General features: G+C 44.8%; 16 protein-coding genes and 2 tRNA genes. 3 read left to right on the forward strand and 15 right to left on the reverse strand.

The window, feature by feature from the left end:
* Nucleotides 1-93 precede the first annotated feature (93 nt).
* The 6 genes from EO93_RS11970 to EO93_RS11995 form a co-directional block, all read right to left on the reverse strand.
* Nucleotides 94-1,134, reverse strand: coding sequence for a methyltransferase domain-containing protein (locus EO93_RS11970; protein ID WP_048162874.1), 1,041 nt, complete (start codon nucleotides 1,132-1,134; stop codon nucleotides 94-96).
* 421 nt (nucleotides 1,135-1,555) lie between these two features.
* Complete coding sequence (locus tag EO93_RS11975) at nucleotides 1,556-1,858, reverse strand: hypothetical protein (RefSeq protein ID WP_048162716.1); 303 nt, start codon at nucleotides 1,856-1,858, stop codon at nucleotides 1,556-1,558.
* Nucleotides 1,859-2,152: 294 nt separating this feature from the next.
* Complete coding sequence (locus tag EO93_RS11980) at nucleotides 2,153-3,280, reverse strand: isocitrate/isopropylmalate dehydrogenase family protein (RefSeq protein WP_048134900.1); 1,128 nt, start codon at nucleotides 3,278-3,280, stop codon at nucleotides 2,153-2,155.
* A gap of 95 nt (nucleotides 3,281-3,375) precedes the next feature.
* Nucleotides 3,376-3,864: a 3-isopropylmalate dehydratase small subunit gene (locus EO93_RS11985; RefSeq protein ID WP_048134901.1), complete on the reverse strand. Its 489-nt coding sequence runs from the start codon at nucleotides 3,862-3,864 to the stop codon at nucleotides 3,376-3,378.
* A gap of 566 nt (nucleotides 3,865-4,430) precedes the next feature.
* Nucleotides 4,431-5,723 carry an ATP-binding protein gene (locus EO93_RS11990; protein WP_048162717.1) on the reverse strand — a complete coding sequence of 431 codons (1,293 nt, stop codon included), beginning with the start codon at nucleotides 5,721-5,723 and terminating at the stop codon, nucleotides 4,431-4,433.
* Between the two features lie 531 nt (nucleotides 5,724-6,254).
* Nucleotides 6,255-7,325, reverse strand: coding sequence for a formate--phosphoribosylaminoimidazolecarboxamide ligase (locus EO93_RS11995; protein ID WP_048162718.1), 1,071 nt, complete (start codon nucleotides 7,323-7,325; stop codon nucleotides 6,255-6,257).
* A 200-nt stretch (nucleotides 7,326-7,525) separates the two neighbouring features.
* On the opposite strand from EO93_RS11995, the gene EO93_RS12000 reads away from it, so the two are divergent.
* Both EO93_RS12000 and truA read left to right on the forward strand, forming a co-directional pair.
* Nucleotides 7,526-8,476 (forward strand): transcriptional regulator, encoded by a 951-nt coding sequence (locus EO93_RS12000; protein ID WP_048162719.1) that lies wholly within the window; start codon nucleotides 7,526-7,528, stop codon nucleotides 8,474-8,476.
* A gap of 11 nt (nucleotides 8,477-8,487) precedes the next feature.
* Nucleotides 8,488-9,297, forward strand: a complete 810-nt coding sequence (truA, locus tag EO93_RS12005) for a tRNA pseudouridine(38-40) synthase TruA (protein WP_048140040.1) — start codon at nucleotides 8,488-8,490, stop codon at nucleotides 9,295-9,297.
* Between the two features lie 115 nt (nucleotides 9,298-9,412).
* Here truA and EO93_RS12010 read toward each other — a convergent pair whose 3' ends face one another.
* The 8 genes from EO93_RS12010 to EO93_RS12050 form a co-directional block, all read right to left on the reverse strand.
* Nucleotides 9,413-10,477 (reverse strand): TRM11 family methyltransferase, encoded by a 1,065-nt coding sequence (locus EO93_RS12010; RefSeq protein WP_048162720.1) that lies wholly within the window; start codon nucleotides 10,475-10,477, stop codon nucleotides 9,413-9,415.
* Nucleotides 10,478-10,813: 336 nt separating this feature from the next.
* Nucleotides 10,814-11,101 (reverse strand): YunC family protein, encoded by a 288-nt coding sequence (locus EO93_RS12020; RefSeq protein WP_048134917.1) that lies wholly within the window; start codon nucleotides 11,099-11,101, stop codon nucleotides 10,814-10,816.
* Between the two features lie 84 nt (nucleotides 11,102-11,185).
* Nucleotides 11,186-12,007 (reverse strand): hypothetical protein, encoded by an 822-nt coding sequence (locus EO93_RS12025; RefSeq protein WP_048162722.1) that lies wholly within the window; start codon nucleotides 12,005-12,007, stop codon nucleotides 11,186-11,188.
* A gap of 65 nt (nucleotides 12,008-12,072) precedes the next feature.
* On the reverse strand, nucleotides 12,073-12,963 hold the full coding sequence (gene map, locus EO93_RS12030) for a type II methionyl aminopeptidase (RefSeq protein ID WP_048134908.1): 891 nt from the start codon (nucleotides 12,961-12,963) through the stop codon (nucleotides 12,073-12,075).
* Nucleotides 12,964-13,224: 261 nt separating this feature from the next.
* Entirely contained in the window at nucleotides 13,225-14,406 is a 1,182-nt protein-coding gene (locus EO93_RS12035) for a Xaa-Pro peptidase family protein (RefSeq protein WP_048162723.1), read from the reverse strand.
* A gap of 147 nt (nucleotides 14,407-14,553) precedes the next feature.
* The gene (locus EO93_RS12040; protein ID WP_048162724.1) at nucleotides 14,554-15,231 is read right to left on the reverse strand and encodes a hypothetical protein; all 678 of its coding nucleotides are present in this window, start codon (nucleotides 15,229-15,231) and stop codon (nucleotides 14,554-14,556) included.
* Nucleotides 15,232-15,612: 381 nt separating this feature from the next.
* Nucleotides 15,613-15,685: transfer RNA gene (locus tag EO93_RS12045), tRNA-Asp, on the reverse strand.
* Between the two features lie 111 nt (nucleotides 15,686-15,796).
* Nucleotides 15,797-15,909, reverse strand: a tRNA-Tyr gene (locus tag EO93_RS12050).
* A 222-nt stretch (nucleotides 15,910-16,131) separates the two neighbouring features.
* Between EO93_RS12050 and EO93_RS12055 the strand changes: the two genes are divergently transcribed.
* Entirely contained in the window at nucleotides 16,132-16,470 is a 339-nt protein-coding gene (locus tag EO93_RS12055; RefSeq protein ID WP_048135373.1) for a protease inhibitor I42 family protein, read from the forward strand.
* A gap of 325 nt (nucleotides 16,471-16,795) precedes the next feature.
* On the opposite strand, the gene EO93_RS12060 is transcribed toward EO93_RS12055, so the two are convergent.
* Nucleotides 16,796-17,992 carry a methionine adenosyltransferase gene (locus EO93_RS12060; RefSeq protein ID WP_048135371.1) on the reverse strand — a complete coding sequence of 399 codons (1,197 nt, stop codon included), beginning with the start codon at nucleotides 17,990-17,992 and terminating at the stop codon, nucleotides 16,796-16,798.
* Nucleotides 17,993-18,478: the final 486 nt, after the last annotated feature.

The following is an 18,478-nucleotide window of genomic DNA, read 5'->3' on the forward strand; positions in this document are numbered from 1 at the left end:
CCAGCTTTTATGACAACGGAAGGCACGGAAAGTATGGAGTAAAAGAGTATAGATAAGGTCTTTCCGTGTCCTTTCGTGTTTTCGGTGGTTAATTCATACCTTAAAAAGCACTTCACAGAGAATTGCAATCCCGTCTTTTACAAAGAGGTGTATGGTTTTCTTCCCTTCAAGGCCTTTTTCGACTTCGTTTCTGACTTCCCAGTAGTCTTCGGGTTTTACGCCTGCCCGAAGCACGACACTTCCAACGTTCCTGTCTTTCAGGAACTTATTGATTTCCCTGGGCTCAAAGGGGGTGACCTTCAGGACCAGGTAGTGATGTTTGATCATGGACTGCTTTATCAGGGCATCAGAGGTCATCAAAAGCCTCTTTTTGTCAACCCTGAATAGCTCGAAAGCCCCTACAATGGGTCCTGCCATCTGCATCATGGATTCCACAAGTTCAGGCAGCAGCCCTGCTGCAACAACAGAGGGTTCTGGTTCATAGGCGCAGAGTTTCATCTTTTCCGTTTCCCTTATCTGCGGAAGCGGCATATTCTTTGAGACCAGCCCTTCGCCTGCAGGAAGAGCCACAGCAAGCCGATCATACTGTTTTAATCCGCCGAAGTAGAGAGTCAGGCGGTTGAGCTGCCCTTCCAGGGAAATATACTCTTTTTCGCAGTCAAAAGGAATCCTTTCCGGCGGCATCTGGGGTGGAGCTTCGAAGGCGAAATTTTTTGTCTTTTCCCCATAAGCCGAAATCACATTCGGGATTCCGGGCTCAAGGCTTGAGACATGCCTCTCATCCTCTTCTGCCGGGCGGAACGGGTCCGAAAAAACGACATCTACTGCCGGGATCTGCTCTATAACTTTCGGGTCAAGGGCATCCCCGCAGATGAATTTCACATTGTTAAGCCCGTACATCTCGCAGTTCTGTTTTGCATACTCGATTTTCGCGGGGTCGATTTCCACTGCATATACAAACTCACACTGCTGCGCAAAAAAGACGGTTTGCCCTCCTATCCCGCAGCTGATATCAGCAAGAGTCTTACATCTCAGGCGCTGCGCCCTGTAGCGGGCAATAGGCTCAGGGGTTGCAAAGCGCACGCTTTCCTTATCCCCGTGCAGGGGTTTTTCAAATTGTTTTCTCCGTGCCACGTCGATCAGAGGAGTAGTAGGAGTTTTATGGGATTTAAAGGCAACTGAAAAGGAAGGTTGTATTACTTCCCGAGTTCCGAACCTTGTTTTAGTGGAGATTGCTCTCGAATTAGATACACCTGGAGATTTCAATTATCTCTGTATTTTTTCCTGGCTCTATCGGCAGAAGGACCGGATCACAGTGCTTTCCTGAAAATTGATGACCTATTTAGCATTCATAATACCTTAGCAGAAAACCCGTTAAATTTTAGATTTAGCGGGTAGTTGACTTTCTGTTTTCAACTGATCCCTTTCTGTTTTCAACTGATCCCTTTCTGTTTCCAACTGATCCCTTTCTGTTTCCAACTGATCCTGGGCCATAAATATGGGGTTAGAAAATTAAAAAAAGATAAAAATAGTTTCTAATCAGTAAATGTTAAACTTACATTTTCCACTTCTCTATCTGTTCTTCACGCCATTTCTCGATCGCTTTCCATATTGGCAAAGGATCAATGCCATGAACTTTGATATATTCATCTCGCATATACTCGTTCATATTGCCGTCTATGAAGCGTAATGTAGCTTTATCTGGCTGCAACCTTGCTCCTGCCGGTACTGCTACAGGATCTACACACACCTCTGCACAGTAGCGCCACTCTTCTCCGCCGCCTGTTGACTCTATCCTGAACGGCTTTCCGCAGTTTGGACAGACTCCAATCATTGTCCGATCATCTTTTTTATCCATGTTTCCCCCCATGGCAAGAAATGCCAATCTATCTAAAATTCATAGACTATTATATATCCTGTTTTATATATCTCTTTTGTCTATTGTTTCAATCCTTTTTTCAGTGGGAAATGCCTCTCTACGGGTTTTTTAACAAATTGATAATTTTCTCCTCAGGCCAAGATATAATATTTGACCAAAAATGGTTCTGATTCTCAAAAAGAGTCGGAAAATTCCGGCAATTCTACGTTAATTAGAAAAGAAAATGAATTCTACGTTAATTAGAAAAGAAAATGTAATGAAGGGAGATTTGAATTATTCTCCCTTTATTATCCTTGCAATGTCGTCCCCGACATCTGAGGTGGTGCTCTTGCCGCCCATGTCGTAGGTTTTGACTTTGCTGTCCAGGATATTTCTCTGGATTGCACTGACTATGTTGTCTGCAGCTTCCTTTTCTCCAAGCTGTTCTATGAGCATTGCGCCTGCCCAGATTGTGGCAATCGGGTTGACTTTGTTCAGGCCTTTGTATTTTGGGGCTGAACCGTGGATTGGCTCAAACATGCTTGTGCCGTTCGGGTTGATGTTTCCGCCCGGGGCAAGGCCGAGGCCGCCCTGGATCATGGCGCCGAGGTCGGTGATGATATCTCCGAACATGTTCGGGGTTACTACCACATCGAACCATTCCGGGTTTTTCACAAACCACATTGTAATGGCGTCAACGAAGTTGAAGTCCGTGGTAACGCCTGGGTGCTTTTCAGCAACCGCGCTGAACTCTTCTCTCCATAGGCCGTAGATGTCGGAAAGAACGTTTGCCTTATCAACAGATGAGACGTGTTTTTTCTGTTTTTCTGCAAGGTCAAAGGCGTACTCGATAACTCTTTTTGTACCTTCTTTGGAGATAAGGCCGATCTGGTACCCAATTTCCTCGCTGTCGGTCTCGATATCAAGGCCGAATTTTGCAGAGTAGAGTGTCCTTTTGACTTCAAGGAGGTCTTTACTCTCTCCTTTTTTTGCCCTGCCGCCGATTCCTACGTAAAAGTCCTCGGTGTTTTCCCTGACCACGACAAAGTCGATGTCTTTTGAGGTCTTATCCTTGATTGGGGTCCAGACTCCTTCGAGGAGTTTTATCGGGCGCAGGTTGACATACTGGTCAAAGTAAAAGCGCGCAGTTAATAAGATTCCCTTTTCAAGAACCCCGGGGGCAATCCTCGGGTCTCCGATGGAACCAAGGTAAAGGGCAGGGTAGCCGGATAATTCCTTTAAGGTCTCTTCCGAAATCAGCTCTCCCGTTTCCAGGTAGTGATCTGCTCCATGCGGGTATTCAATCCATTCTACATCAAAACCGAATCTCTCGCCTGCGGCATCAATTACTTTTCTGCCTTCAGCGATGATTTCTGGGCCTATCCCATCTCCGGGGAGGACCGGAATCTTATACTGCGTCATGTTTGTACTCCTTTCAAATTTACAGGCAAAACTGCCTTTTTACTACGAGATGTCAAACGTGGATCAGGTCTGTCTTTGGACAGGTTTCCTGTTTTTCAGCGCTCAGAGACCAGTTTCCGGGCATACTCTATAAGCCCTCCCCCATCTACGATCTCGCGGACGAAATCCGGGAGGGGGGTTGCCTGGTAGGTCTCTCCTTTTGTTTTGTTTTGAATGACCCCTGTTGCAAGGTCTACTTCAAGTTCATCTCCGTCGTCGATCTTGTCCGTGTCCGGGCATTCAAGGACAGGGACTCCGATATTGATAGCATTCCTGAAAAAGATCCTTGCAAAAGACTTTGCGATCACACAGGATACCTTTGACCCTTTAAGGGCAAGAGGGGCGTGTTCACGCGAGGATCCGCAGCCGAAATTGCTTCCTGCGACCACGATGTCATTTTCATGAACATTTTTTGCAAAATCAGGGCGTACGCCTTCAAATGTATACTTAGCAAGCTCTCCCGGGGTATTGAAAATCAGGTACCTTCCGGGAATTACTGCATCCGTATCCACGTCATTTCCGAATTTCCAGGCTCTTCCTTTCATGAAATCACCGTAATTTGCTGTAATTAAACGCTGTTGATTAAATGTTCACGATCTCTAAGGTAGGATGCCCGTTACTTCAGTGGCGGGAGGTATTCCTTCCACTTCCAGGTATTCCTTCCACTTTGTTGGATCTCTCTACTCTGCTTTGGAAACGAATTCCCTTTGCAGGTTACACGGTTTTGGAAAACCGTCTCCTCTCGCCAATGTTGGACATGCTTGTTGTGTGTAACACACCGCCCCTACCTCTCAGGACTTTTGATGTTACACGATATGGAAGTGGACTGAGGAAGCATCCAAATGTATCATGACATATCCAACGGAGTCAATTAAGACTTAGGCTGGTCAATCAAGGCTTGCCGAAACAAGCCTCCCACTTTAGTGGGGGTTATTGACAGGGTTGAAGTATCACAGGTAATATTTAAATTATTTTCTGACAGGTTATAAATATGGTTAACAATTTCTACCGTTTTACGGTTAGTTTTGCCCGGAAAACTTTAGTAAACAAATACTCTGCCTTAAGCAAATTGCTCTGGGTTTTGAGCTGTTGTTTCTTCTTTTTCCTCTCTTCAGGGCTCAAGAGCACTTGGCTCTCCTCCTCCGTGCCAGCTCCTCCTCGGGCGGATGCGCACCATATGGACAGATTCCGAGTGGTCATCTACTATCAATGCAGCTCCCCTTTCACTCCCCATTTTCTTCAGGTATGCCCTGAGGCTTTCCTGCATATAAAGGGGCCGGGAAGTTTCAAGGGCAAGAATATCATCACTTGAGGTGAGGCGGTGGCAGATAAGAAGGTCGCTCTGTGAGACAACATCAGGGTGAAGGCTTGCGGGTCTCTGGGTTGCCAGTACCAGGGAGAGGCCGGGCTGCCTGCCCTGCCTGAGGCAGCGGTTAATAAGCACCTCCGAAGCAAGGCTTTCCCTCCCCGCGGGGACGAAAATATGAGCTTCATCTATGAAAAACCAGACCATGGGGAACTCTTCTCCTTCCGATTTTTCTCCCATCTGCTTTTTTTCATAGGCCCTTCTTGCCTCAAGCCTCTCAGCATAAAGCCTGCCTGCAAGAATCGATACTGCCGCAGCACAAACGTTTTCGTTTTCAAGGGCGCTTACATCAAGGACTGTTGTCCTGCCCCCTGATATTAGTTCTGATAGAGGCGTCCCTTCCTTTGAAAACAGACCCCAGGACTTCACAGCCCTGAAATAGTTTTCAGCAGCCCCTTTAGATGCTGAATCCGAACGCGTATCCAGGAAGATCTCACTGATAACGTCTTCAAAAGAATATGGTTCGCCTTTTTCCCGGAGGGATTCAATAGTCCTTACGAGCATAATTCCAAGAGGAGAAACCTCTTCAATCTTGAGGACCCTGCACCACTGGCTTCCGGAGAGCTCCCGGATTGAAATCGAAAAAGGCTTTACCTCTATGTTTCGCCTCTTATAGGCTTCTACCTTTCCTGCCGGCACGAAAACCTCGGTTTCGAGTCCTGTGGGTACAATGTCCCAGTTTTTTAGTCTTCCTGCCTCGGAAGTATTCGGATAACTCATTGTCCAGAAAATTCCCATGGTATCGATAATAAGGGACGCAAGTTTTCCCTTGATGGCGGGAGGGAGAAGGGCAAGTTCTTCCAGCATGCACCCCATCGTATAGGATTTCCCGTACCCTCTTTTCCCACAGATCAAAACAGCATGAGGTTTAAGGGCATCCAGATAAACGGCAGCTCCCCTCGAATGGTCAAGTGCCATATAGTTTCCAAGAAACAGGAGCCCTTCTCCATCATTTTCTTCGTTACCAAGAATACGCAATGTCCCGCTGAATTTTCCTCCAAAAGCAGGTCTGAACTCTTTATTTTCCCCTTCAGGCATCCTTGATAGTATCGGACTGATAACTACTTAAAATAATTTGTTTAGATTGGGTAAAATAAAAGTCTCTATCTTTAAGTTTTTCAGGCTTGGATCTCGTTTTGAGGATCCTTTTTAAGGCTCTTCGCTGTTTTGTATGGATGGAAAATAATTGTTCAGTTGGGAAGCGACCACACTAGTGTTGCGTCAATCCTCAAGGATTGAATGATTCCAAACAGCTGTAATTGATTTTATACGACAGTTTACTGCTGATGCGACACTAGAAAGATAAACATTTATCTTGAATGTGATTTCCCACTATAAATTTTTTCAAATATTATCTGTGTTGTATCTCCGGATTCAGGAAGTGAATATAAATTACCCACTTGAAATAGTGATGAACCAAAAAATCTTCTATTTGAGAAAAAGGGGTAATCAGGGATTGAAAGACCATTCCAACCCTGAATATCTAATGAAAAATTGAATTATTTGAAAGTTTCTGAAGATCTCAGTAACTTCAAAATACTTCAGTAACTTCAGAATACTTCAGTAGCTTCAGGTTATTATCTTATCCAGCTGGTTTGTCTGGGCTGCCTTTTTGATTTCCTGAGCTATTCTACGTCCGGTCGAGAGGTCTTCCTGGATCAGGTCTGCGTAAGGGGAACCTGAAACGTAAAGGTTTGTTCCTGCAACAATCCTGGCTGAAATCTCAAATACCTTAATTTCAAGCTCGTCCGTAAACACCGTTTCAAGGCAGAAAGCCCCTATCATCCCGCCGAAAAGGCCAAGGGATTCTTCAACCACTCTTTCTCCAAGAGAGAAGATCAGAGGCAAGAGGGACTCCCTTGCGACGAGGGGTACGTTTCCTGTAACCACATATGTCGGGCGGATACCTGCTTCTATAAGTTCTCTGGGAGAGCCAAGCCTGAAGATCTCATCGGCATTGGATTCTACCCTGCGGTCCATGCTAAGAAGTTCAAGGCTTCCTTCGCTTAAGGTATATCCTTCGTTTCTGATCGGGGAGTAGAAGTAATGCAGGTAATAGCGAGTTCCTGTAATGAACTCCTGGATAGTGTGTTTCTGCGTGTGGTCAACGAGTTCCTCGAATTCCTCGTAGGTTTTTGCAACGAAGAAGCCTTTTCCTCCTCTTGCTCCGTCGTACTTAACCATCACAGGCCCGTCGATATCGTGAGGATCATCTATTTTTCCGGGCATGTGGATGCCTGCTCCAAGGAGCCATTCCCGTTCTTTATTCCGGTCCGACTCCCACTCCAGTACAGCCCTGTTCCCGAAGGTAGGCACAGCCATCTCTGCAAAATTCTCCGTGCCCAGGTAAGCAACAAATGAACCGTGCGGGATAATGATGGTGTTTCTTTTTCTGAGCTCCTCGGCCTTATTCATGATATCTGCATAACTGTCGACAATAAGGTACTCGTCGGGTTTTGCTTTGGGAAATGCCTCATAGAATTTGGGCGGTTTGCCAACGCAGATCCCAAGAGTTCTGAAACCTTCTTTTCTAGCTCCATCAAAAATTTGAAGGCTTGAGTGAGAACAGACGGTTGCAATAGTAATGTCTTTTAAATCGTAATTTTTCAGAAATTCAAGAATCTGCTGTTTTGTGATCATAATTGCTACCAGCGGAAAATTTAGATTAGAATATACAATGTTATATTTAAGGTTAAGGGAAGGATTCTATATATAAATATAGTAGTGGATCTATAATAACCCGCGGAAAATAAAACTTTATATCAAGATCGGTGCAAAGTACAGTATAGAGTATAATTTAAAAATACTGATAATAAGGTTTATTAACTCAGGAAATACGCATGAACGGGCTTGAAGACAGAGAAGGTTTATCTGAAACCGGCGAGCCTCCCCAGGGGCCTGGATCCGGGGAGCAGGATAACAGGGTGCTTGTTCTCCCTGTAAACGGTGACTCAAGAAAACTTACCCAGATCCTCTCCAACGAAACATCCGTGAAGATCCTTGAACTTCTCGGAAAGAAAAGCATGTCTGCAACCAATATTGCAGAAGAGTTGAACCTCCCCCTTACTACGGTCAAATATAACCTCGATTCTCTGGCTGAATCCGATCTGATTAAAGTCAAACAGATAAAATGGAGCCAGAAGGGTAGGCAGGTCAAGATCTATGAATCAGTGGAAAAGCTGATTGTCCTCGTCCCTTCAAGAAATTCTATGGACAAACTTTCCATTATAAGTTTGCTGCAGAAATACATGGGAGTAATAGGGGCAGCTTTCTTTGCAGCTGCAGGAATAGAGTATCTCTCAGTCTACCTGCGAGCAAAAAATATCATCGATGCCACTGCTCCTTTGCGGAGGGGGATCACGGGGCCTGCAAATGTGGCTTATCCAGAAGCAATGATTATGGGGGACGTTGAAAACGAAAGCTTGAGCCCTAAAGCAGAGGGTTATGAGTCTACTTTTGACCAGGCAGTGTCAGAAGAGGCGGCAATGAACGCAAGCCCTGAGCCTTTTGCTGGACAGCAGGTAATGGATGGCGGGAGCGCAGAAAATCTGTCTTCGGGGGCGGAAGTTCTCCAGGAAGAAGCGGTTGCGGAAGTCTCTGTCCCGGAGACTCTGGACTCAACTCCGGAACTGCCTGCCGTCCCTTCCGAAGGGCTCACACACTTCGGAGGAATCCATGGGCTTTATGATTCCCTTTCTCTTCACCCGGGGGTCTGGTTCCTTTTCGGGTGCATCTTTGTAATATTTTTGGTGATTTTAAGAGAAGTCTATTATAAGAAAAAAACCAAGTAATCAGGGATCGTATGAGAGTCGCTTTAAAGCTTGCATACATAGGCACCGAGTTTCATGGATCCCAGATCCAGCCGAATGTCGAGACCGTGGAGAAAGAACTCTTCAAGGCTCTTCGGAACCTCAGGATTATAGAAAGCCCCAAATCTGCTAATTATACTTGTGCGGGCAGGACTGATGCAGGAGTTCATGCCTTTGGACAGGTCATCGCTTTTGATACGGATAAACCGAACCTGGCAATTCCCAGAGTCGTCAACTCCGAACTTCCTCCAACCATATGGGCATGGGCTCATGCGGAAGTCCCCTGCGACTTTGACGCCAGGAGGAGTGCGGTTTCCAGGCACTACCGCTACGTGATGAGCGGTGAAGAGTTCGATATTTCAAAGATCAGGGAAGCTTCAAAACTGCTGCTCGGAACCCATGATTTTGAAAATTTTTCCCGATCAGACGGAGAAAAAAGTACTGTTCGTACTCTGGAGAGAATCAATGCCCGTGTAGATGGGGAACTTACAACGATTGAAGTAGTTGGCAATAGTTTTCTCTGGAACATGGTCCGAAAAATAGTGACCGCCCTCTCAATGATCGGAAAAGGGGTGCGTGATAATGACTGGTTGCTCCAGATGCTAAATCCCGAGATTTATGAAGAAGGAATTGAACCGGCCCCTCCCTATGGATTAACCCTTATGGGAGTAAACTATGGGGGAAATATAGAATGGATTGAAGATAATTACTCAATCAAGCGGGCAGGTGAGCAGAACCGCAAACGCATTCTCAGGTACAGGGTAATGGCTGAGGTGCTGGAAGAACTGATTTCCCATGAGTGACAAATATATTTAAAGGTGAAAAGTCACCTTTCTATCTTCCCTTCTATTTTCAAACAACTTTTACCTTACTTTATTCTATCTCAATAAGGCGTGAGGACTCCTTCCTCGGCGGCTCTCAAGCCGACAGGGAGGAGTAGTTCACATCCTTCTGGAAAATAGTTATTATCCGTGTGAGACTCCTGTGTACTCTCTGTACATAAATCTCAAGAACCTTAAGTCCTGCCTTCTCTCCGTATTCTAATGAGGCCTTGTCCGAGACAACAATCGCGATGCCTCCGGGTTTTAAGACGCGGTGGATTTCTTCAAGGGCGCCGGAATATAGCTCTTCTAAGGATCCGGCAAGGATTGCTGCCGACCTTCCGTAGGGCGGGTCAGTGACGACGGTATCGATTGTAGAGTCCTTTAGCGGGATCCTGCAGGCATCTCCTTCCATCAGGATGTAATCCAGTTCATAGGCTTCCAGGTTCATGTGAGCCCCGAGGACAAGTTTTTCCTGGGCATCTATTCCTATGACCCTTGCACCCACAAGCCCGGCTTCTACAAGTATGCCTGCAGTGCCGCAGAAAGGGTCAAGGAGGAGCTCACCCGGCTTTATCCCGGAAAGGTTTGTAAGGGCGCGGGCAACTCTTGGCATAAGTACGCCAGGGTGGAAAAAAGGCTTGTTCTGGGGGGTCCTGGCTTCATATGCGCTCCTGTCAACCGAGGACAGTAGAGTCCCAAGTACAGCTTTTTCACTCAGGATGAGCCGGAATTCTACATCAGGGCTCTTCAGGTTTGCCCTGAACCCTTTCCTGTAGATGAATCCTCCAATTTTCTGCTCAAGGGACTCGCACGGAAAGTCAACGTGGTGTTTGATCCTTTTTGCCCTGACAACAAAACTTTCTCCTTCCCTGATATATTCTCCAGGTTCAAAGGCTTCAGCAAGCTTCATGACCGCATCAGGGTTGTTTTCGGTAATTCCTACAACTTTCAGTATATGGTGGGTCATTGCCAGTCTTTCAGTTACAGGACCTTTAAGGGCTCTTTCAACATCCTTTTCTCTGCCTGCGATATCCACTACAAGACACTGGTCTACTCTTGCATGGGGCCGGAAATCAAGCCTCTCAATTTTGAGGCAGGCAAGGATTTCGGCAGCTGGCAGTTCTTCGTGCTCTCCAGAGAGTTCAAAAGCGTATAACATTGATGATCAGAAATAAGTTGATTAATATAGTTCAAAATGATCTTCAGGCAGAGTGAAATAGTCTAACGAAATTCAAAATAATTTCTTGCAGATTAGGGGACAAAATATAAAATATCATATATTTAAAATTGTGTTAAGCCTGTGTTTTTATTTAAGTTTGTTTTTTCATTCGTGTTTTAAGAAAAAAGTTTCCTGAACAGGGGGCAGCCTGTAAGAGATCAATATATGATAGATCCGCGTGTAAGAGATTACATTCAAGAGGTCTGCCTGTGAAGCAGGTTCTATCCTTCAAAATATCCTTCAAAATATCCTTCAAAATATCTTTCAAAATATCTTTCAAAACATTTTTTCAAGGGCTTCCCTGCCAGTCATTCCTATCTCAATTCCAAGCTCTCCGGCAAACTTTGTTACCTCGACAACAGTGGCTTTGAGCATATCTTCAAAACTCTGCACACCTTTCACTTTTGCTGCCGTATCCCCAAGGGTCTCAGCGGCACTGACATTAAGATAGCCGCACATCAGAAAACCCTTCTCTGCCCTTATAACCAGCAGAGGATACTTCTGCATCTCAAATCGGAGGCCAAGTGCGCACCCGTTTTCAAGTGGAATCTGTTCAATGAGCATGTTTTTCTGAATAAGCTTCAAGCCAGATTAACTTTTGGGCTCGGGTCCGGTTCTGGCGTCGGTCAGGCTCCGTTCAGGCTCCGTTCAGGCTCCGTTCAGGCTCCGATTTATTTTTTTGAGGATATTTTTGAAAAACCCGGAGGGTTGACTGACTTCAGCTTTTTCTCCAGCAGTCAGGGTCTTGTTTTCCCCTGCTCCGTTTTCGTTCTCTACACTCTTATTCTCCGTACTCTTATCCCTATTCATTTCCATAGCCAGCATTTCGGCTTTAAGGCTTTCATTTTCCGAAAGCCATAGTGTAATGTTTTTTTCAGGGCCGAAGTTCCCTCTCAGTAATGTACGGTTATTTTCAAATTCAAGGCTTTTGTTCTCAAGACCTTCCGTTAATTCTGCATCAAGGCCCTGCGGGAGAGTAATCGTAACCTTTGAGTTCGGAGTGCCCATAAGCCATATGTCTGTTCCGGGGCCTGCTTCTTCTTTGAAACTATAGGTTACACTGGCGCGGTTTGTAATTGACGAGGTTTTATCAGTCCTTCCGAGGGCTTCTTTTGAGATCCAGAACTCAACGTCTCTTAACTCAACAGTATCCGAAGTCGAGTTGAGCCTTACATCAGGTTCTTCTTTTATGGCTTTCTCCATTTTGTCCCTTAAAAGAACCTCCATTTTCAGGATTTCCCAGGCATTAACAAAATTGTCATTGTTGCCCTTTTCTCTGTCTATGAGATTCCTTAAAAAAATAGCTTCGTTATCTGTAGTTTTCTCGTCGTAATTCCACGTAATCCCGTCCCTTTCCAGTGTGATATTGTTTCCTGGAATAAAAGCAGCAGAGCAGGGTTCTGCAAGAAGGGCAGGGATGAGGAAAGTTGCCAGTAAAAGACTGGCTAAAAGGAGGTGATGCAGTTTCAAGGCTGTCAACTCTTTTTTATTCGTTCTTCATCTTATTCGTTATTCTGTTTTTTCTTTTCCAGGACTTATTTTGTTGTGACTTCACACCCGTCCTGGGTTATTATTACCGTATGTTCTGCCTGGGACACAAGCCCTCCGGCACTTTCAATAAGTACGGGATAAGAGTGGATAATTCCGGCTTTTTCAAGCTGGATCAATGAAAATTCAAGTTTGTCTGAATTGAGCCAGCGCTTTGCAAAGGGGAGTTCCCTGTATTCTTCTACCTGTTTCAGGACGTTTCTGATTGCTGGCAGGCGTACAGGCTTTTTCCTTATAAGGCTGTATATCTCTGCCCAGCTGCCGTCGTGTACAAAGCCTGTTCCGTTAGTTGCAAAAGGTTCGATTGCAAGTACATCACCTTCCTTCAGGACAACTCCACCTTCTACGTGTTTGTTGGGCACTGAGGGGTTGTCATGGGCCTCATACTGAGAAAGCCCATGGCCTGTGAGGTTCATAATAGGATTTAAGCCGTAGCTGCGGATACTCTCCTCTATTGCAGCCCCTACTTCCCCTGTGCCGACCCCTGGCTTCATGAGGTCAATAGCTGCTGCAAGGGCTTCTTCTGAAGCTTTTACGAGATCTGAATTGCCTGAAAGGTCCACAGTTACTGCCGAGTCTGCTATGTACCCGTCAACATGGACTCCGAGGTCCAGCTTCACTATATCTTTTCCGAAGACATCCTTATCTCCTGCTTTGGGAGTTGCATGGGCAGCTTCCTGGTTTCTTGAGATATTGCAGGGGAAGGCAGGCCTGCCTCCAAGCTCTATGGTTTTCTTTTCCACAAATTCAGCAACTTCAAGCAGGCTGTTTCCGACTCTCACCATATCTACGGCTTCGGTCCTGACAATCTTCAGAATCCTGCCTGCTTCTCTGTACTTTTCAAGGATATCTTCTTTGTTGTATACATTATCTGTCATGTTGACCTCAAACTGACTAATTTCTCATAAACGTATCCAGGCTATATACTGGCTGTAAGCCTTATTATAGCAATATTCTGCCATTAGTCCTGGCTATGAAATCCTATCTGTGCAAACCTGAGTTATAACCCCTTATTTTGGTCGATTTCTGCTGTATTACTGCTTATTTCCTGTAATACTACTTATTTTCTGTAATACTGCTTATTTCCTGTATTTCCGGGCTATATAAGGCAAATTCTGATTACAATCTGGTTGCTTAATTTATATAAATGATTTTAATACAAATTTCTTTTCTAATCCTGTAAGGTTTTCACATCCTGTTTCGGTTACCAGCACCATATCCTCAAGCCGGATTCCCCCAATTCCGGGATAGTACAGTCCGGGCTCGATTGTTATCACATTACCTGCTTCCAGAAGCACACCGTTTTCTCCTACGCCGGGAAGTTCATGGATGTCAAGCCCGACTCCGTGGCCTGTAGAGTGAGTGAATCCGGCTTTTGCCCCGCTTCTGTAAGTATGATAGCCTCGCGCTTCAAAAAGGTCACAGACGGCACTGTGTATTTCAGCTGCCTTGACTCCGGGTTTAACCATTTCCAGAGCTTTTTGTTGGGCTGCAAGTACAGTTTCATACATTGCCTTTAGTTTTTCCGAAGCCTCACCCCTGATCACGGTACGCGTCATATCTGCAAAATAGCGCTTCTTTTTACTCCTTGGGAAAATGTCCAGGATGATCGGAGCATTTGCCCTGAGAGGCCCATCCGTAGTTCCGTGAGGGTTTGCAGTATTCTCTCCGCAGGAGACAATTGTCTCTTCGGCTTCGCACCCAAAATCCAGCAGAGTATGGTTAATGACTGAATTCACTTTAGCCCCGGTAAGTACCTGCCCTTCAAGGTAGAGAATGCCGTCCCTTTCTTCTGCTCCTGCTATCAGGGCAATTGCTGCCTTCATAGCCATTTCCCCTGCCATCTGGGCGTACCTTATGGCTTCAATCTCTTCCGGTCTCTTCAAGCTCCTCATTTTCCTGAAAGGGCTTTTTATAGGCACTACGGTAAATCCTGCTTCTGTAAGATAGTTTGAATAAAAAACCGGAAAATCGTAGGAAACTGCAACTTTTTTTACTTTTTCTTCAAGAAGCAGTTCGGATATGCAGGCTGCATAGGCAATAGATGCATCCTTTTTCTCCTTGATTTTCTCACGGTAGCCAAAGTCCTGAGTGGTTTTTATAATCGAAACCCTTGACTCGATTTCAGCCCTTCCGCGCTCCATTTCTGAAATGAAAAGAACTTCTTTCCCGGCTCCTGTTTGCAGATAAATGAAATCGTCCGATGCCAGGAAGCGGGTTGCATAGTAAATATCGGCATTATGAATACCCCCTGTCATCAGGTAAGCATCTGTTCCTGCTTCCTCAAGGGCTTTTTTTATGCTGAAGTCTGGCTCTGTCATGCAAGGTAATTCTTGCGTTTGTAGATAAAGTTGTTATCGTCCAAGCAGGCCTGTGTATCTGGTGTGAATGCAAATCTGGCCTGGTAACAAATCTAATCCTGATCTAATCCGAATACAGCCCTGTTTTAATGTCGTTTAGCTTGTTTTTTAGGTATCTTTTTCAGGGCTTTTTTCAAGTTTGTTTTTCCCTTCCCCGCGATCTACTTCCTTTTTTAACTCCTTATTCATCTCGTTTCCAAGAACTAAAAGCTCCTCAAGCATCGTGAAATAGCGGTTAAGGGAAGCTGTCATCTCGTCCGAAAACCTGAGAATGCATATGTATTTTCGTTTTCCCCGCTCTCTTACCCACACTTTATCTTCGGGATTTTTATCTTTCACGTCGGCGAAAATCTCTGCTGCGCAGCCCAGAATCATTCGAATGTTTGATGTCAGGTCCCTCTTTATTCTATCTTTTTTAAACTCAAGGTAGTCGCGGGATATGTCTGTCTGAAGTAGCTGGTTCCTGTGAACCCAGTACTCATCGCGGTTGATGTGCTCTTCGACAATATCCTGTATGCGGAAGGGCAAGTCCTCAAGGCGTGACAGTTCATTAACCTTTTTTTTGCCAGTTTCTGCTTTCCCTGAGTAATCTTCGCTTTTCAGAGGAGGCACGTTTGCTTCTATTTCCCTTTGAATCCATTCCAGGGCGAAACTTTTGGTGGCTTCGATAAAAATGAGAGTCTCCTCTTCCATTTTTTCTCTGGTACTCTTCATCTTCTTGCAGAGATCGCTATCTCTGCCGGCGCTTTCTTCGGAACAATCCGGAGTATGGGGCCCAATTCCCATTTTTGTAACCTCCTGCGTCAGCTTTATTCCTTTATTCTTCTTTCTTTACATGTTTTTTTCGGGAAAAGTTTCCAGTGCTTCAGATCATGGTTCTGACCGTGAATGTGGAAGTTAAAAGGATTCTAAGAAATCGTGAGGGCCAGATCCGGAGATAAAAGGTAGAAGTTAAAAGGGTTCAGAGAAATCAGGAGGGTCATAGCAGGAGAATGACATGTAGAAGTAAAACAGGTAGAAGTAAGGTCCCCAAGGTCAGGAATTTCAGAATTGATTAAAATAAAAGCTGGATCGACTGATCAAAATTACACATTATGAAAAGCAGGTTTGGAAAAAGTATATTAAAACAAATTATGTAAAAACAATCTAATTAAAAAAATAAAGAAGCGCCCGGACCGGGATTCGAACCCGAGTCGGAGCCTCGACAGGGCTCCATGATAGGCCTCTACACTATCCGGACACTTCGGTCGTTTTAGTTGCTGTTTTGCCCGCGCTGCGAGCAAACCTTAAATGTCTCTCTTATATATAAATGTTCCCGTTGACTTGAGTCTGTTCTGGATTAAGTTCCAGGTCCCGCCTCCCAGACTCGAACCGGGGACATCGCGGTGCCTGCGCAGAGATGTACGGGTATTTCCCGCACGAACCGAACTACAGCCGCGCACTCTACCACTGAGTTAAGGCGGGACGATGATACTGATCCAGTGTTGCATTGTGCTACACTGCCTCAGTGCACCATCTCCATATATGGTGATGGTATTTATGTTTTTCGCTGGTGCAGGTGATAATTGCTGACATTTATATCATTTTTCATATTTATCAAAAATACTTTTGTATATTACAGCGAACATAAAGCATAATTACAGTAAGAAAATGAACCGATTTCACAATATGGAAGGGGTAGGGAATATGGTCACCCAAATCTTTACGAACGCCAATAGTTTTGATACGGTCAGCATCAACCTTGGAGACACTTTTGTGGTAAAACTCAGGGATCAACCCGGAGAGCACCTGTACAGTAAGGATAACCCTGTTGCCGAAACTGTATGGAAGATGGAAGCCGAGGAGGGGCTCAGACTGCTCCGGGAACAGTTCACTCCGGATGTCCCGGATACAAAGACTGTTCCAGGGGTTCATGAATGGGAATACGAGGCTGTAAAACCAGGCACCTGGGAAATTGAAGGCAGTTATACTATTTTCCGCTTTGGGGGCGAGGAGAAGTTCAAACTAATTGTTAAGGTTATATAAAAATTTCCTTGAATTAAAATATTTTTATTTTTCGGAGGCTCCCTGAGAATATTAAAAAACTGCCTCGGATGGCTGAAAATATAGTCTTACCAGTTGAGGATTCTTAAAATACTTGAGTTCGGCAAAATACCTGAAAGGTTGAAATACTCCTGAAAAATCCTATCTGCACGGCAAGTCCTGTTTAAAAATCCCATTTTAAGATCGTGAACTGTTGATGGATTGACTGTTGATGGATTGACTGTTAAGACAGGTACAGTAAAAAAGATGTGAAAAGAACCCGAAGGTCCCCCTCGATATTTTCTTGCCTCAGATATTTCTGGTTTTATTAGAAGGTGTTCAGTTCTCCCTTGATAACCATTTCTGTGATTTTTGTCACATTGGAAAGCCAGTCGTCAATTACAACTTCAGCTTCCGATTTGACCGTTGCAAAGGAGGTGCCTTCTTTTGGAATGATCTGAGCGCTTGCCACAAGCGGCTGGTCAATGGGCTTTCCGATCTGGGAGAGCAGCCTTATATTGACGTCATGTACGTCAGGAACCTGCTTTACTATATCCCGGGCCATCTGTGTCGAGAGGAGGTTGTAGATTTTTCCGATATGGTTAATCGGGTTCTTTCCACTGGTTGCCTCCATACTCATAGGCCTGTTAGGTGTGATCAACCCATTGCAGCGGTTTCCGCGCCCTACAGAACCATCATCTCCCATTTCAGCTGAGGTTCCGGTGACTGTAAGGAAGATACAGCTCGTTTTCAGGTTATCGCCTGTGTTAATCTGGACCTTCACGTCCCGCTCAGTATAGTGTGTTGCAAGCTCTTCCACATAGGTCTTCATTTCTTCAGTCATGCTTATGTAGCTGTCCAGATCGTCAATATACCTCCCTATCATGCCGCTGCATATAGTAAGGGTTATATCTTCCCCATCCCTGAGCCCCATAACCTTCATGTCTTCTCCTATTGCAGGCATGCGGGACTTCAGATCGGTAAGGAGCTGCCTCTCTGTATTGTAGACAATATTTTCAAGTTCAGAAAATGGGGCATGCCCAACTCCGAAAGAGGTATCATTTGCAACCGGTACCCTGTCTCTCTTGAAGACATCTCTGAGGTCTGAAGACCCTGTCCCGAGTTTGCAGTCCATGATCACGTCTCTCTCAAGATCCATGTTCACCAGGGTATTTTTCAGGTACTTGCGAGCAGCCTGGAGGGCTACGGACTCGGTGGCAAGCTCGGTGCCTTCGAACTCTTTAGTGGCTCTGCCCACAAGGAGCATATATATGGGCTGCAGTACCTCTCCGCCTCCGAATCTCGGGCTGGATCTTCCGGCTACAATCTGGGTTTCATCAGTGTTGTGGTGGAGTACAGTTCCACATTTGGTTATGTATTCCCTGCATAGCGCTCGGCTTACGGCTTCGGCAAGTCCGTCCGATATGCTGTCAGGGTGCCCTATTCCTTTGCGTTCTACAAGCTCTATCCGCTGCTTTTCGATCGGGGTTTGCAAAAGCTCTTCTACTTTTATATTTCGGGCCATTTGGATCCTCTTTTTTCAAAATGATGGATACTTTTATTACTAAATGTCAATATTATCGCTTTATTAATCTTTAGTCTGTTGGCTTGAGCAATCTACTTCCTTAATGGTAATTTTCAAATTAAATACTAATGTAATTACAACATTTATAATATTATTTATATGACTCGATAGTCTGTTTCTATTAAATTACTACGGCTATATAATAGTTCCCATGTATTCATTACCAGTAGTAATATTCGCTTTATATAGGCTGTCTTTCAGCTTTAACATCACAAAATTAGTTTATTTCCTTTGTGTAAAAATTTCTCTCAATGTGAACCGAATTATCCTTATCACAGGGTTTCTGGAAAAAAGATTTACATTGAGCCTCACCGTGAAGTCTATATTATACAAGAGTATTCTGAATAAATGTTTTATACGGAATGAGCATACCCGGGGTAAGCTTCCCGGCAGATTACTTAGATCATTTAGATCACTTAGATCACT

Origin of the sequence: Methanosarcina sp. 1.H.A.2.2 (assembly GCF_000979975.1) — an archaeon.
Classification (GTDB): domain Archaea; phylum Halobacteriota; class Methanosarcinia; order Methanosarcinales; family Methanosarcinaceae; genus Methanosarcina.

Coding starts and splice junctions, on each gene's coding strand:
- truA (WP_048140040.1), top strand. CDS start 8,488: ATGAGAGTCGCTTTAAAGCTTGCATACATAGGCACCGAGTTTCATGGA.
- EO93_RS12040 (WP_048162724.1), bottom strand. CDS start 15,231: ATGGGAATTGGGCCCCATACTCCGGATTGTTCCGAAGAAAGCGCCGGC.
- EO93_RS12055 (WP_048135373.1), top strand. CDS start 16,132: ATGGTCACCCAAATCTTTACGAACGCCAATAGTTTTGATACGGTCAGC.
- EO93_RS12060 (WP_048135371.1), bottom strand. CDS start 17,992: ATGGCCCGAAATATAAAAGTAGAAGAGCTTTTGCAAACCCCGATCGAA.
- map (WP_048134908.1), bottom strand. CDS start 12,963: ATGACAGATAATGTATACAACAAAGAAGATATCCTTGAAAAGTACAGA.
- EO93_RS11985 (WP_048134901.1), bottom strand. CDS start 3,864: ATGAAAGGAAGAGCCTGGAAATTCGGAAATGACGTGGATACGGATGCA.
- EO93_RS11980 (WP_048134900.1), bottom strand. CDS start 3,280: ATGACGCAGTATAAGATTCCGGTCCTCCCCGGAGATGGGATAGGCCCA.
- EO93_RS12000 (WP_048162719.1), top strand. CDS start 7,526: ATGAACGGGCTTGAAGACAGAGAAGGTTTATCTGAAACCGGCGAGCCT.
- EO93_RS11990 (WP_048162717.1), bottom strand. CDS start 5,723: ATGCCTGAAGGGGAAAATAAAGAGTTCAGACCTGCTTTTGGAGGAAAA.
- EO93_RS11995 (WP_048162718.1), bottom strand. CDS start 7,325: ATGATCACAAAACAGCAGATTCTTGAATTTCTGAAAAATTACGATTTA.
- EO93_RS12010 (WP_048162720.1), bottom strand. CDS start 10,477: ATGTTATACGCTTTTGAACTCTCTGGAGAGCACGAAGAACTGCCAGCT.
- EO93_RS12020 (WP_048134917.1), bottom strand. CDS start 11,101: ATGCTCATTGAACAGATTCCACTTGAAAACGGGTGCGCACTTGGCCTC.
- EO93_RS12035 (WP_048162723.1), bottom strand. CDS start 14,406: ATGACAGAGCCAGACTTCAGCATAAAAAAAGCCCTTGAGGAAGCAGGA.
- EO93_RS11975 (WP_048162716.1), bottom strand. CDS start 1,858: ATGGATAAAAAAGATGATCGGACAATGATTGGAGTCTGTCCAAACTGC.